Annotated in this window: 12 protein-coding genes; 9 read left to right on the top strand and 3 right to left on the bottom strand. The window is 71.9% G+C overall.

Annotated features, from left to right (window positions below; genetic code table 11):
- Positions 1-18: 18 nt before the first annotated feature.
- The gene (locus ACQPXS_RS20505; protein WP_433450806.1) at positions 19-1,362 is read right to left on the bottom strand and encodes a UDP-glucose dehydrogenase family protein; all 1,344 of its coding nucleotides are present in this window, start codon (positions 1,360-1,362) and stop codon (positions 19-21) included.
- A 181-nt stretch (positions 1,363-1,543) separates the two neighbouring features.
- Here ACQPXS_RS20505 and ACQPXS_RS20500 point away from each other — a divergent pair, with 181 nt between their 5' ends.
- A complete protein-coding gene (locus tag ACQPXS_RS20500) occupies positions 1,544-2,701 on the top strand; it encodes an acyl-CoA dehydrogenase family protein (RefSeq protein WP_433450805.1) in 1,158 nt (385 codons plus the stop codon).
- 163 nt (positions 2,702-2,864) lie between these two features.
- On the top strand, positions 2,865-3,227 hold the full coding sequence (locus ACQPXS_RS20495) for a four-helix bundle copper-binding protein (RefSeq protein ID WP_351807473.1): 363 nt from the start codon (positions 2,865-2,867) through the stop codon (positions 3,225-3,227).
- Between the two features lie 78 nt (positions 3,228-3,305).
- Here ACQPXS_RS20495 and ACQPXS_RS20490 read toward each other — a convergent pair whose 3' ends face one another.
- Positions 3,306-4,628, bottom strand: a complete 1,323-nt coding sequence (locus ACQPXS_RS20490; protein ID WP_433450804.1) for an LCP family protein — start codon at positions 4,626-4,628, stop codon at positions 3,306-3,308.
- Between the two features lie 119 nt (positions 4,629-4,747).
- Between ACQPXS_RS20490 and ACQPXS_RS20485 the strand changes: the two genes are divergently transcribed.
- Both ACQPXS_RS20485 and ACQPXS_RS20480 read left to right on the top strand, forming a co-directional pair.
- On the top strand, positions 4,748-5,308 hold the full coding sequence (locus ACQPXS_RS20485) for an acyl-CoA thioesterase (RefSeq protein WP_433450803.1): 561 nt from the start codon (positions 4,748-4,750) through the stop codon (positions 5,306-5,308).
- Positions 5,309-5,449: 141 nt separating this feature from the next.
- Positions 5,450-5,839: a hypothetical protein gene (locus tag ACQPXS_RS20480; protein WP_433450802.1), complete on the top strand. Its 390-nt coding sequence runs from the start codon at positions 5,450-5,452 to the stop codon at positions 5,837-5,839.
- Position 5,840: 1 nt separating this feature from the next.
- On the opposite strand, the gene ACQPXS_RS20475 is transcribed toward ACQPXS_RS20480, so the two are convergent.
- Positions 5,841-7,217 (bottom strand): LCP family protein, encoded by a 1,377-nt coding sequence (locus ACQPXS_RS20475; protein WP_433450801.1) that lies wholly within the window; start codon positions 7,215-7,217, stop codon positions 5,841-5,843.
- 252 nt (positions 7,218-7,469) lie between these two features.
- On the opposite strand from ACQPXS_RS20475, the gene ACQPXS_RS20470 reads away from it, so the two are divergent.
- The 5 genes from ACQPXS_RS20470 (at position 7,470) to ACQPXS_RS20450 (ending at position 13,141) form a co-directional block, all read left to right on the top strand.
- The gene (locus ACQPXS_RS20470; RefSeq protein ID WP_433450800.1) at positions 7,470-8,498 is read left to right on the top strand and encodes a glycosyltransferase family 2 protein; all 1,029 of its coding nucleotides are present in this window, start codon (positions 7,470-7,472) and stop codon (positions 8,496-8,498) included.
- Between the two features lie 269 nt (positions 8,499-8,767).
- Positions 8,768-10,093: a peptidoglycan-binding protein gene (locus ACQPXS_RS20465; protein WP_433450799.1), complete on the top strand. Its 1,326-nt coding sequence runs from the start codon at positions 8,768-8,770 to the stop codon at positions 10,091-10,093.
- Positions 10,090-10,782: an ABC transporter ATP-binding protein gene (locus ACQPXS_RS20460; RefSeq protein WP_433450798.1), complete on the top strand. Its 693-nt coding sequence runs from the start codon at positions 10,090-10,092 to the stop codon at positions 10,780-10,782. Before ACQPXS_RS20465 ends, ACQPXS_RS20460 begins: the two co-directional genes overlap by 4 nt.
- Positions 10,779-12,173 carry an ABC transporter permease gene (locus tag ACQPXS_RS20455; RefSeq protein ID WP_433450797.1) on the top strand — a complete coding sequence of 465 codons (1,395 nt, stop codon included), beginning with the start codon at positions 10,779-10,781 and terminating at the stop codon, positions 12,171-12,173. The genes ACQPXS_RS20460 and ACQPXS_RS20455 overlap by 4 nt, the downstream gene beginning before the upstream one ends.
- 86 nt (positions 12,174-12,259) lie before the next feature.
- Positions 12,260-13,141, top strand: a complete 882-nt coding sequence (locus tag ACQPXS_RS20450; protein WP_433450796.1) for a hypothetical protein — start codon at positions 12,260-12,262, stop codon at positions 13,139-13,141.
- Position 13,142: the final 1 nt, after the last annotated feature.

The following is a 13,142-nucleotide window of genomic DNA, read 5'->3' as shown; positions in this document are numbered from 1 at the left end:
CCGTCGTCCCGTGTGTCCTCAGGCCGTCGGGCGGCCCATCGCGCGGTACGTCCAGCCCGCCCGGCGCCACAGCTCCGGGTCGAGCGTGTTGCGGCCGTCCAGGATCACCCGGGCCGCCGCGGCCTCGCCGAGCGCCGCCGGGTCCAGCTCGCCGAACTCCCGCCACTCGGTGAGGTGCAGGACGACGTCGGCGCCCCGCGCGGCCTGAAGCGCGGAGTCGGCGTAGCCCAGGGTGGGGAAGACCTTGCGGGCGTTCTCCATGCCCTTCGGGTCGTACACGGTGACCTGGCCGCCCTGGAGGTGGATCTGGCCGGCCACGTTCAGCGCGGGCGAGTCACGCACGTCGTCAGAGTCGGGCTTGAACGTGGCGCCGAGCACCGCGACCCGCTTGCCGAGGAAGGAGCCGCCGCCGAGCGCCTCCCGGGTCATCTCCACCATCTGCCCGCGCCGGCGCATGTTGATGGAGTCGATCTCGCGCAGGAAGGTCAGCGCCTGGTCCGCGCCCAGTTCGCCCGCCCGCGCCATGAACGCCCGGATGTCCTTCGGCAGACAGCCGCCGCCGAAGCCGATCCCGGCGCGCAGGAACTTCCTCCCGATCCGGTCGTCGTGCCCGATGGCCTCCGCCAGCTTCGCCACGTCACCGCCCGCGGCCTCGCACACCTCCGCCATCGCGTTGATGAAGGAGATCTTCGTGGCGAGGAAGGAGTTCGCGGCCGTCTTCACCAATTCGGCCGTCGGGAAGTCGGTCACCACGAACGGCGTGCCCTCGCCGATCGGCGTCGCGTACACCTCCCGCAGCAGCTTCTCGGCGCGCTCGCTGCGCACGCCCACCACGATCCGGTCCGGGTGCAGGGTGTCCTGGACGGCGAAGCCCTCGCGCAGGAACTCCGGGTTCCAGGCCAGCTCGGCGTCGCCGCCCGCCGGCGCGTGCTCGGCGAGGTAGCCGGCCAGCCGCTCGGCCGAGCCCACCGGCACCGTCGACTTGCCGACCACCAGGGCCGGACCGTGCAGATGCGGGGCGAGCGAGGAGATGGCGGAGTCGACGTACGACATGTCGGCCGCGTACTCGCCATGCCGCTGCGGGGTGTTGACGCACACGAAGTGGACGTCACCGAAGGCGCCGACCTCGGCCCAGTCGGTGGTGAACCGCAGCCGCCCGGTGGAGCCCTCGATACCGGCCACGTGCCGGCGCAGCAGCTCCTCAAGACCCGGCTCGTACATGGGGGTCTCGCCGCGCTCCAGCATGGCGATCTTCTCGGGTACGACGTCGAGTCCCAGCACCTCGTAGCCGAGCTCGGCCATGGCCGCGGCGTGTGTGGCGCCGAGGTAGCCGGTGCCGATCACGGTGATCTTCAGGCTCATGGATGTGCTCCAGCTCGGGTACGTCGGTGATGCGGCCCCTGAGCATAGTCGGGACCCCCGCCGGGAAATTTCCCAGCTGTCGTGTAGGTCACGTAGGCGTGTTGCGGGCTGCACTCTAAAATTTGAGTTACTTAACGGTAATTAGCGTCAGTATCACTGCGTCTTTGGAGCGTGAGAGACCGTGGCCGGATCGGCTGACTTCGACCTGTACCGCCCGTCCGAGGAGCACGACATGCTCCGGGACGCCGTCCGTTCCCTGGTCGAGGCGAAGATCGCGCCGTACGCCGCGGCGGTGGACGAGGAGGCCCGCTTCCCGCAGGAGGCCCTCGACGCCCTCGTCGCCAACGACCTGCACGCGGTGCACGTCCCCGAGGAGTACGGCGGCGCCGGCGCCGACGCGCTCGCCACGGTCATCGTGATCGAGGAGGTGGCCCGCGCCTGCGTGTCCTCCTCCCTCATCCCCGCCGTGAACAAGCTCGGCTCCCTCCCGGTGATCCTCTCCGGCGGCGAGGACCTGAAGAAGAAGTACCTGACCCCGCTCGCCAAGGGCGACGGGATGTTCTCGTACTGCCTCTCCGAGCCGGAGGCGGGCTCGGACGCGGCCGGCATGAAGACCAAGGCGGTCCGCGACGGCGACCACTGGGTCCTCAACGGCGTCAAGCGCTGGATCACCAACGCGGGCGTGAGCGAGTACTACACGGTCATGGCGGTCACGGACCCCGCCAAGCGCTCCAAGGGCATCTCCGCCTTCGTCGTCGAGAAGTCGGACGAGGGCGTCTCCTTCGGCGCCCCGGAGAAGAAGCTCGGCATCAAGGGCTCCCCGACCCGCGAGGTCTACTTCGACAACGTCCGCATCCCCGCCGACCGCATGATCGGCGAGGAGGGCACCGGCTTCATGACGGCCATGAAGACCCTGGACCACACCCGCATCACCATCGCCGCCCAGGCGCTCGGCGTGGCGCAGGGCGCCTTCGACTACGCCAAGGGCTACGTCCAGGAGCGCAAGCAGTTCGGCAAGCCGATCGCCGACTTCCAGGGCATCCAGTTCATGCTCGCCGACATGTCCATGAAGATCTCGGCGGCCCGCGCCCTCACCTACCAGGCCGCCGCCGCCTCCGAGCGCGGCGACGCCGACCTCACCTACCTGGGCGCCGCCGCCAAGTGCTTCGCCTCGGACGTGGCCATGGAGGTCACCACGGACGCCGTCCAGCTCCTCGGCGGCTACGGCTACACCCGCGACTACCCGGTGGAGCGCATGATGCGCGACGCGAAGATCACCCAGATATACGAGGGCACCAACCAGGTACAGCGGATCGTCATGGCCCGCAACCTGCCGTAACGGCACGGGCCTTCGGGTCTCCTCGCAAAGGCGCCCTCCGGGGCGCCTTTGTGCTGCTCCGCCGCACGTTACGACCGGTCGGTCACATGCGGGCGGGGCCGGGGCGGCGTAGGACGGAAGCAGACGGGGTCCGTCCCCGGGCCCCCGCATCCGAGGAGGACCCATGACCCAGTCCCAGATGACGCCGGCGCTCACCCAGCAGATGCAGGACTGCGTCGAGGCCTGCATGAACTGCCACAGCATGTGCGAGGAGACCATGAGCTCCTGCATGCAGAAGGGCGGCCAGCAGCAGATGCAGGTCATGCGCGCCCTGATGGACTGCTCCGAGACGACCCGCATGTGCGCCGACATGATGATGCGCCGCTCGCCCATGTCCGCCGAGATGTGCACGCTGTGCGCCAAGGTGTGCGAGATGTGCGCCGAGGCGTGTATGTCCATGCCCGACGACCAGCAGATGATGCGCTGCGCGGAGGCGTGTCGCCGCTGTTCGGAGACCTGTCGCGCGATGGCGGGCGCCGGAATGTGAGCGCCTCATGGGCCGGAAAAGGGCTGAGGGCACCCGCGCGGGTGCCCTCAGCCCTTTTCCGGCGGTCGTCCGCTTCGGCTAGTTGCCGGAGACGGTGACCTTCTGGTCGTTGTTCAGCTCGTTCACCAGCGTCTTGACCTTCGCCTTGTCCCAGACGAGGTTGCCGCCGACGGAGCCGGAGACCGGCATGTTCATCGACGTGCCGTCACCGCCCTGGACGCCCTTCATCGCCCAGAACATCGAGCCCAGGTCCCACAGGGACATGTCCTTGTCGACGATCAGCGAGTCCAGGCCCGCGCCCATCACGGGGTAGAACTTGAAGGGGTTGAGGACCGTGGACGGGGTGGCCACCTGGTGGGCCAGCGCGGAGAGGAACTTCTGCTGGTTCTTGGTGCGCTGCAGGTCGGAGGCCGCGAACGCGTGCCGGGTGCGGACGAAGGCGAGGGCCTGCGCGCCGTTGAGGGTCTGCTTGCCGGCCTTGAAGTCGGCGCCCGAGTACTTGTCCTTGAAGCCCTTGTCGATGTCGATGGTGACACCGCCGACCGCGTCCACGATGCTGGCGAAGCCCTGGAAGCCGATCTCCACGTAGTGGTCGATGTGCAGACCGGTGTTGTACTCGATCGTGCGGACCAGCAGCGTCGGGCCGTCGTAGGCGTACGCCGCGTTCAGCTTGTTCTGGCCCATGGCGGGGCGGATCTTGCCGGACGTGGAACCCCGGAACGAGGGGATCGTGACGTTCGAGTCGCGCGGCAGCGAGATCAGCGTGTCGCCGTTGTCGCCGACGTGCAGGATCATCATCGAGTCCGTGCGCTTGCCCTGGGCGGAGCCGGTGTGCAGCTTCTTCTCGTCCGCCTTGGACATGCCCTCACGGCTGTCCGAGCCGACGATCAGGTAGTTGGTGCCGGCGCCCGACGCCGGCCGGTCGATGACCTTGGACAGGTCGACCTCGCGGCGCAGCTTGGAGTCGGCCCAGAAGTAGGTCGCGACGGATGTGACGACCAGCACGGTCGCCAGCGTGAGCGCGGTCCACTTGAGCCGGCGCCGCCAGTTCGGGCGCGGCCGGTAGTGCTGGAGATCCGGGTCCGGGTCGTTGTCGTTGGGTATGAAGCCGCCGCCACGCCGGCCGCCGCCGTACACCTGGCCGGTGTTGTAGCCGCTGTCGTAACCGGTGCCGTCGTCGTATCCCTGGCCGTCGACGTACGACGGCTGCTGCGGGATTCCGGCCCCGTACGGAGGTGCCGCCGGGCCGGGGTCGCCGTAGGAGCGCTGCCCGGGCGGTACCGCCGGGCCGCGCCGCACCTGCCGCATCACGCGGGCGGCCTCCGGCTGCGAGCCGGCACTGCCGCGCCCGTAGCGCGCGCCGCGGTTGTCGTCGGACCATCCCTCGGGCCAGTCATTCATGCGCCCCAGTGTGCAGGGAGCCGCTGTGTGGCTTACAAGGGCTGTCGGAAAATAACAGCGGCGCTGTTGCGAAGCCGACACAAATTCCGCGATGTTCGCTTCGGCATAAGGTGGACGGCATGACAGACCAGGCCACGGACGTGGAACCGGACATGGAACCGGACATACCAGGCAAGCCGGCGTCCGCCTCGCGCACGACTCTCAGCCACATCATGACCCACAACGACACCAACCTGCTGGGGACGGTGCACGGCGGGGTGATCATGAAGCTGGTCGACGACGCGGCGGGCGCCGTCGCGGGCCGGCACTCCGGCGGTCCCGCCGTCACCGCGTCCATGGACGAGATGGCGTTCCTGGAGCCGGTCCGCGTCGGCGACCTGGTCCATGTGAAGGCGCAGGTGAACTGGACCGGACGGACCTCCATGGAGGTCGGTGTCCGGGTCCTCGCCGAGCGCTGGAACGAGTCGACCCCGCCCACCCAGGTCGGCTCCGCGTACCTGGTCTTCGCGGCCGTCGACGCGGACGGCAAGCCGCGCCGGGTGCCGCCGGTGATCCCGGAGACCGACCGCGACCGCCGCCGCTACCAGGAGGCCCAGATCCGCCGCACCCACCGCCTGGCACGCCGCCGGGAGATCCGCGAGCTGCGGGAGAAGCGGGCGGCCGAGGGCTTCGACGACTAGCAACTCCCCTTCTTTTCAAGGGGGTTGTACGGGGGCGCGAAACGTCACGGCCGCCCCCGTCGATGATCTGTGCGGATACTGTGATGGCGTGGACATGCCAGGCCGGATCACGGTGACGACATCGACCCCGCGGACCGGTGGGTGCGCAACCCGCACACCGGCGAGTACGAGCTGCGGCCGGCCCCGTCCGCCGGGGAGCCGGCCGTGCCCGGGCCCCGGTCCGCGCCGGACTCCGCGGAAGAGCTCCGGGTGCCCGGTCCGCGCCGCGCCGCGGGCCGGGGCCGCGGCGGCGGCCGTGCCCCGCGCAAGGCGGGGAAGAGGCCCACGGGCGGGAAGTCCACCGGAAAAAGGATTCTGCTGTGGACCGGCGGCACCCTCGCCCTCGTCGCGGCCGCCGGTGCCGTCGGCGGTTACCTCTACCTGAGGCACCTCGACGGCAACATCACCACCACCGACACCGCCGGCGCCCGCCCGGCCGAGCCGCCGGCCGTCCCGACACAGACGGCGGACCAGGTGAAGTGCGCCTCGTGAGCTAGCTGCTCGAGCACACGACCTCGTTGCCGCGGACGGGGGCCTGCTGGGGCTGCGCCGGGTCCTCGAAGCGGACCTTGTGCACGTCCTTGAAGTCCGCCCCGGCGACCACCTTCAGCAGCGGGCCCTGGCCCGGTACGGCGCGCAGCTCGGCCCCCGGCAGGGCGGCCACCAGCGCACGGGCCGAGCGGTCCCAGCGGGGGTCGTAGGAGATGACGGTGCGCGGCACGTGCCCGGCGGCCGTCACCGGCAGGTGCGTCGTGGCGAAGCCGGTCCCCGCGAGCGCCGCGTCGACGCGTTTGGCGAGGCCGACGGCGCCGGTGCCGTTCGCCACCTGGACCCGGATCTGCCGGGGGTCCACGTCGACGGGCACCGGAGGCCGGACACGAGGCTGTGCGCGCTGCGGCTGGTCCACGGTGAGCGGCTTGTCGTCGCGCAGGGCCGTGAAGAGCCGGTCCGCCTTGGTCTGGTCCCACTTCAGGGTCGAGCCGATGCCCTTGACGGCGTAGTTGATCTGCCCGATGGGCACGGTGGTGAACTCGGAGGAGGAGGGGGAGAAGTTCCGCATGGCCCGGCCGAGGTCGAGCAGCTCGTCGGTGCCGAAGCCCTCGTCGGCGCGGACCGAGCCGAGCACCGCGCGGGTCACGTCCCGGAACCGCATCGGGTTCAGCAGCACCCCGGAGGAGGTGGCCCGCTCGATCAGCGCGGCCAGGAACCGCTGCTGCCGCTTCATCCGGCCGAGGTCGCTGGCCCCGTCCACGTGCCGGGCCCGCACGTACTGCAGGGCCTGCCCGCCGTTGAGCAGGTGTGTGCCGGGGGCGAGGTCGAGGCCGGTGAAGGAGTCCTTGAGCGGGGTCGTGGTGCAGACGTTCACCCCGCCGAGGACGTCCACGGTCTTCATGAAGCTGGTGAAGTCGACCTCCAGATAGTGGTCGATCTTCAGGTGGGTCATGTTCTCGACCGTGCGGATGGTCAGCTGGGGGCCGCCCTCGGCGTAGGCCGCGTTGAGCTTGATCGGGTGCGGCGGTCGCTCCTGCCCGGAGTCGGTGTGCGCGGGGACCTCGGCGTAGGAGTCGCGCGGCAGGCTCACCACGGTGGCCCGCTGCCGGTTCTCCGAGACGTGCACGATCATCATCGTGTCGGTGCAGTGGCAGGGCGCCCCGCCCAGCCGGTACCTCCGCCGCTGCTGCTCGCTGATCTTGTCGCGGCCGTCGGTGCCGACCAGCAGGATGTTCGTGCCGTGGCCCGCGAGCGGCCGGTGCTTCATGTCCTTGAAGGCGTCGACCCGCGCGATCCCCGCGTCCAGGCCGCTGATCACCGCGTGCCCGATCCCCGCGGAGGCGAGCACCACGACGGACAGCGTGCTCAGCGCCCGCATGGCCCACCGGGGTCGCCTGGGCGGCCGTACGGAGCGCACGGGCCGCTCGGGCGGGCGCGGCATCCGGCGGGGCGGCTGCGGTCGGCGCTGCGGTCGCGCGGGGGACCGGGGCGGGCTGGCCAAAGGGGAGCACCTCCGGACGAGGCCGTACGTGGGATCCGTGAGCACGGTAGGCCGATAGGATCTCCAGCCCGGCCCCAAGCCCTGGCGGCGCGCACCGGTGTCCCCCGTTCGCGGTAACGTGAGCCCCCTATGAACGCCAAGCCCGACGTGCGACACCCCGCCGTATCTGTGATCATGCCCGTCCTCAACGAGGAGCGGCATCTGCGCGGGGCCGTCCAAGCGATCCTCGCGCAGGAGTACGCCGGCGAGATGGAGGTCGTGATCGCCCTCGGTCCGTCCACGGACCGCACGGACGAGATCGCCGCCGAGCTGGTCCGTGACGACCCGCGCGTGCACACCGTCCCCAATCCGACCGGCCGTACCCCCGCCGCGCTGAACGCGGCGATCAAGGCCTCCCGGCACCCGATCGTGGTCCGCGTCGACGGCCACGGCATGCTCTCGCCGAACTACATAGCCACCGCGGTCCGTCTTCTGGAGGAGACCGGCGCGATGAACGTCGGCGGCATCATGCACGCCGAGGGCGAGAACGACTGGGAGCACGCGGTCGCCGCCGCGATGACCTCGAAGATCGGGGTCGGCAACGCCGCCTTCCACACCGGCGGTGAGGCCGGGCCCGCCGACACGGTCTACCTCGGGGTGTTCCGCCGCGAGGCGCTGGAGCAGCAGGGCGGCTACAACGAGGAGTTCATCCGCGCCCAGGACTGGGAGCTGAACTTCCGGATCAGGGAGGCGGGCGGGCTCATCTGGTTCTCGCCGGAGCTCAAGGTCTCCTACCGCCCCCGGCCCTCCGTCCGGGCCCTCGCCAAGCAGTACAAGGACTACGGCCGCTGGCGGCACGTCGTGGCCCGCTACCACTCCGGGTCCATCAACCTGCGCTACCTCGCCCCGCCCACCGCTCTGTGCGCGATTGCGGCCGGGATCGTCGTCGGCGCGGCGCTCACACCGTGGGCCCTCGTCGTCCCCGGCGGCTATCTGGCGGCGATCGCCGCGGGCTCGGTCCCGGCGGGCAAGGGGCTGCCGCTGAAGGCCCGGCTGCAGATCCCGGTGGCCCTGGCCACCATGCACATGTCCTGGGGCTGGGGCTTTCTGACCAGCCCGAAGTCGCTGGCGCGCAGGGTCATCGCGTCGCGGAGGCCGGCGGTCCTCGTCTCGCGCTGACCCCCGGCGCTCCCGCCGAGTCGTCCGGCAGGGCCCCTCCCGCACCGGGAGGGGCCCAGTCTTTTTGCCCGTGCAACTTCCCTTCGTTTGCTGCTCGTTGACGTTCTTGGCCGGCCAACGGGACTCCTGATGAAGGTTCTTGACAGTTTCGGTTCATTAATGATCAGCTGTCTCCCGACTGTGGAGTAACTGTGGGCCTTCTGACCAAAGGCTCGCGGTATGGGGGATCTGGGGGACTCTTGTCCGTCTCGGGGGAGAAGTCTGCGCTGTTGCGGCGCAAGCGCTTGCTGGGCGGTCTGGCCGGCGGTTCCGTGCTGCTCGCCGCCACCGCGTTGTGGACCTCCGCGTATGTGAAGTCGCCCGCGCAGGCCGCCGCCGACGCCCGGCCGCCCGCGGCCGACGTGCTCACCGCCCCGGTCGAGCGGCGCGTGCTCTCCGACACGGTCGTCACCCGGGGCACCGTCTCCGCGTCGCAGACCGTGGACATCGCCGCCTCCGGCACCGCCGCCGAGGGCGGGCTCAAGCCCGTCGTCACCAAGGTGATGGTGCGCTCCGGGCAGACCTTCCCGGCCGGCCGCGTCCTCCTGGAGGTCTCCGGCCGCCCCCTGTTCGCCCTGCGCGGCAGCCTGCCCGTCTACCGCGACCTCAAGCCCGGCGCGCACGGTGACGACATCAGCCAACTCCAGGGCGCCCTGCGCGATTTGGGGCACCCCACCGGGACCGACCGGCCGGGCGTGTTCGGGCCCGGCACCAAGCGCGCGGTCGCCGCGCTCTACGAGGCGATCGGCTACGAGCCGGTCACCACCGACGGCTCCGCCGCCGACACCGCCCGTGCCGACGTCAAGCGGGCCCAGCGCGCACTCGACCGCCTCATCGGCAAGGGCGCGAGCGCCGAGGACATCGGCTTCGCCCGCTCCGACCTGGCCGACGCCAAGTCCGGCCTGGCGAAGGCGGAGTCGGTCTCCGGGCCGATGGTGCCCGCCTCCGAGGTCGTCTTCCTCTCCGGCTTCCCCGCCCGCGTCGAGAGCCTCGGGGCCAAGGTCGGCGCCGAGGCGGGCGAGAAGCTCGCCACCGTCTCCGCCGGCCGGCTGGTCGTGAGCGGCTCGCTCAGCCTGCAGGACAAGGGCCTGGTCCACCCCGGACAGAAGGTCCGCGTCTACTCCGAGGTCACCGGCGACGAACTCACCGGCACGGTGGCCAGGGTCGCGGACGCGCCCACCACCTCCGGCTCCGACGCCGACGGGACGGACGGCGGACAGGACGGCGGGCAGGGCGGCGAGGGGTACGCCATCACGGTCACGCCGGGCTCGCCGCTGCCGGCCCGCCTCGCCGGCCAGGACGTACGGCTGACCATCGAGGCCGCCTCCTCCGGGCACAAGGTCCTCGTCGTCCCCGTCTCGGCGATCTCGGCCGGAGCCGACTCGCGCACCACCGTCACGGTCCTCGACCGCTCGGGCACCCGCCGCCGCATCGAGGTGCGCACCGGCACCTCCGGCGACGGCTACACCGCGGTGACCCCGGTCGGCGGCGCCCGGCTCCTCGCCGGGGACAAGGTCGTGGTCGGCGTCGCGCAGGGCTCCGGGGCGGCCCGGTGAGCACTCTCGCCGCTCCCGTCGTGGAGTTTCGCGGTGTCGGTCTCACCTACCCCGGCCCGCCGCCCGTGCCGGCCCTGCGGCCCGGCGACGTGACGATCCGGCGGGGCGAGTACGTCACCGTCGTCGGACCCTCCGGCTCCGGCAAGTCGACTTTCCTCAACATCGCCGGGCTGCTGGACGCGCCGACCAGCGGACGGTACTTCCTCGACGGCGTGGACACCGGTGGGCTCGGCGACGCCGACCGCACCGCGCTGCGCGGCCGGCGCATCGGGTTCGTGTTCCAGAGCTTCCATCTGCTGCCCCACCGGTCGGCCACCGAGAACGTGATGCTGGCCATGGTCTACAACACCGGACCGCGCACGGACCGCCGTAGCCGGGCCCGCGAGACGCTCGCCCGGGTGGGGCTCGCGCATCGCGCCGACGCGCTGCCGACCCGGCTCTCCGGCGGCGAGCGGCAGCGCGTCGCCATCGCCCGCGCGCTGGTCACCCGTCCGTCGCTGCTGCTGTGCGACGAGCCGACCGGCAACCTGGACACGGCGACGGCCGATTCCGTCCTGGGTCTGCTGGACGACCTCCATCGCGACGGCATGACCCTCGTCGTGATCACTCACGACCCCGGCGTCGCGGCGCGCGGCCGGCGCACGCTGACGATCAGGGACGGCGTCCTCGCAGAACGGACGGCGGCATGACCCGCCCGGCCACCCGCCCCGGCACGGCAGGCCCCGGCGGGCCCGACGCCGGCCTCCCCGACCCCGGCACGCCCGGCTCCGGTCTGCCCGGCGCCCGGCCGGCGCGCTCCCGGCTGCCCGGCGTGCTCCGGTGGCCGGTGCGGCGGCGGCCCGCGTCGGTGCGGCCCGTCGAGAGGTCGCGGCTCAGTCTGCGGGACGTGTTCGCCGAGGCCACGGCCGGGATTCTGCAGCGGCCGGCGCGCTCCGCGCTGACCGCGCTGGGAACCGTGCTCGGCGTCGGGACGTTCGTCGCCGTGCTCGGGCTCACCGCCACCGCCTCCTCGCAGATCGACTCGCGCTTCAACGCCCTGTCCGCGACGGAGGTCACCGTCGAGGACACCGGCGGCGACCAGCCCGACCTGCTGACCGACGCCTTCCCGGCCGACGCCGACCGGCGCATCGAGGCGCTGCACGGCGTGCGGCACGCCGGGGTCTACTGGCCCGTCCGGCTGCGGGCCGACGAGCTCGTCGCCGCCGTACCCCCCGGCTCGGCCGCGGAACCGGCGACGGGCGAGCGGACCCAGGTGATCGCGGCCTCGCCCGGCGTCCTCGCGGCGGCGCAGCCGCATCTGGCGCAGGGGCGGATCTTCGACGCCTTCCACGACCGGCGGGGCGAGAACGTCGCCGTGATCGGCTCCGGACTGGCCGCGCGGCTCGGGATCACCACCCTGGAGACCCAGCCCGCCGTCTTCGTCGGCGGCCGCCCCTTCACCGTCATCGGCATCGTCGACGACGTGCGGCGCAAGGCGGACCTGCTGCTGTCCGTCGTCGTGCCCCGCACCACGGCCCAGCGGATCTGGGGCGGCCCGGACAGCGGGCGGCGGGCCGAGATGCTCGTCTCGACCGACCTGGGCGCCGCCCGGCAGGTCGCCGGCGAGGCACCCCTCGCGCTCGATCCGGCGCACCCCGACCTGTTCCGGGCCGTGCCGCCGCCCGACCCGCGGGCCCTGCGCGGCAACGTCACCTCCGACCTCGACCAGCTGTTCATGCTGCTGGCCGGCATCTGCCTGGTGATCGGTGCGGTCGGCATCGCCAACACCACGCTGGTCGCGGTGCTGGAGCGCACCGGCGAGATCGGGCTGCGCCGCGCGCTGGGCGCCCGCGGCCGGCACATCACGGCGCAGTTCCTGGCCGAGTCGGGCGCCCTGGGCGCGCTGGGCGGCCTGGTGGGCACCAGCCTCGGCACAGTGGCGGTGGTCGGCATGGCCGTCGTACGCGACTGGACGCCCGTGATCGCCCCGCTGACGGTCGTCGCCGCGCCCGCGATCGGCCTGGCCACGGGACTTCTCGCCGGTCTGTATCCCGCCTGGCGCGCGAGCCGCGTCCAGCCGGCGGAAGCGCTGCGCCGGTGACCGGCCCGGCCGGGTGCGGCCCGCGCCATCCCGAAGACAGTGCCCCGCACCACCCCGAAGACGTCGTGGGATCACGAGGAAGACGTATGCGAAAGAAAACGACCGCCGTCCTGTTCGCCGCCGCGCTGCTGCTCACGGGGTGCTCCGGTGCGGGCGGCGGCCAGGGCGGGGCGGGGACGTCCGCCGCCCCGGACAGTTCCCTCGCCCCGAAGTCCTCCAGCCTGACGGCGGACCTGGCCCTGCCGGTCGAGGGCTACATCTTCTCCGAGTCCGAGATGGGCCTGCTCACCCACGCGATGAACGACCTGGCCCGCGACTGCATGAAGGCCAAGGGCTTCGACTACCGCCCCGACGAGACCGACACCCCCGACATCGGCGTCATGGACCGCCGGTACGGCATCGCCAACTCCTACACGGCGGCCACCTACGGCTACCACTTCCCGACGCCCAGGACCGGCCGGGCCAACGTCCGGTCGCTGGGCGAGGCGGGCCGCATCGCGCTGAGCGGCAAGCCGCGTGCCGACGGACGGCTGGACCCGGACGGCGGGTGCGTCGGCGAGGCCAAGCGGCGGCTCGCCGGGGACAAGGGCACCTTCGGCCCGGACGAGATCGCGCGCCGGATCAACCTGGACAGCTACGTCCGCAGCCAGAAGGACCCCCGGGTGCTGGCCGTCTTCCGCGCCTGGTCCTCGTGCATGGCGGACAGGGGCTACCGCTACGCCTCGCCCATGGACGCGATCGACGACCCGAGGTTCGGCAAGGCCCGGACCGGCCCCGCAGAGATTTCGACGGCCCGCGCGGACGTCGAATGCAAGAAGAGGACCCGGCTCGTCCGCACCTGGTTCGACGTCGAGTCCGCGATGCAGCGGACGGAGATCGACAAGAACGCCGAGACGCTGGCCCGGATCAAGCGGCACAAGGAGGACCAGCTCAAGCGTGCCGCCGCCGAGGCCGGCCGGTCCCGGTGAC

Origin of the sequence: Streptomyces sp. CA-142005 (genome assembly GCF_050942335.1) — a bacterium.
GTDB lineage: Bacteria > Actinomycetota > Actinomycetes > Streptomycetales > Streptomycetaceae > Streptomyces.
This window is presented reverse-complemented; position numbering and strand designations above follow the sequence as displayed.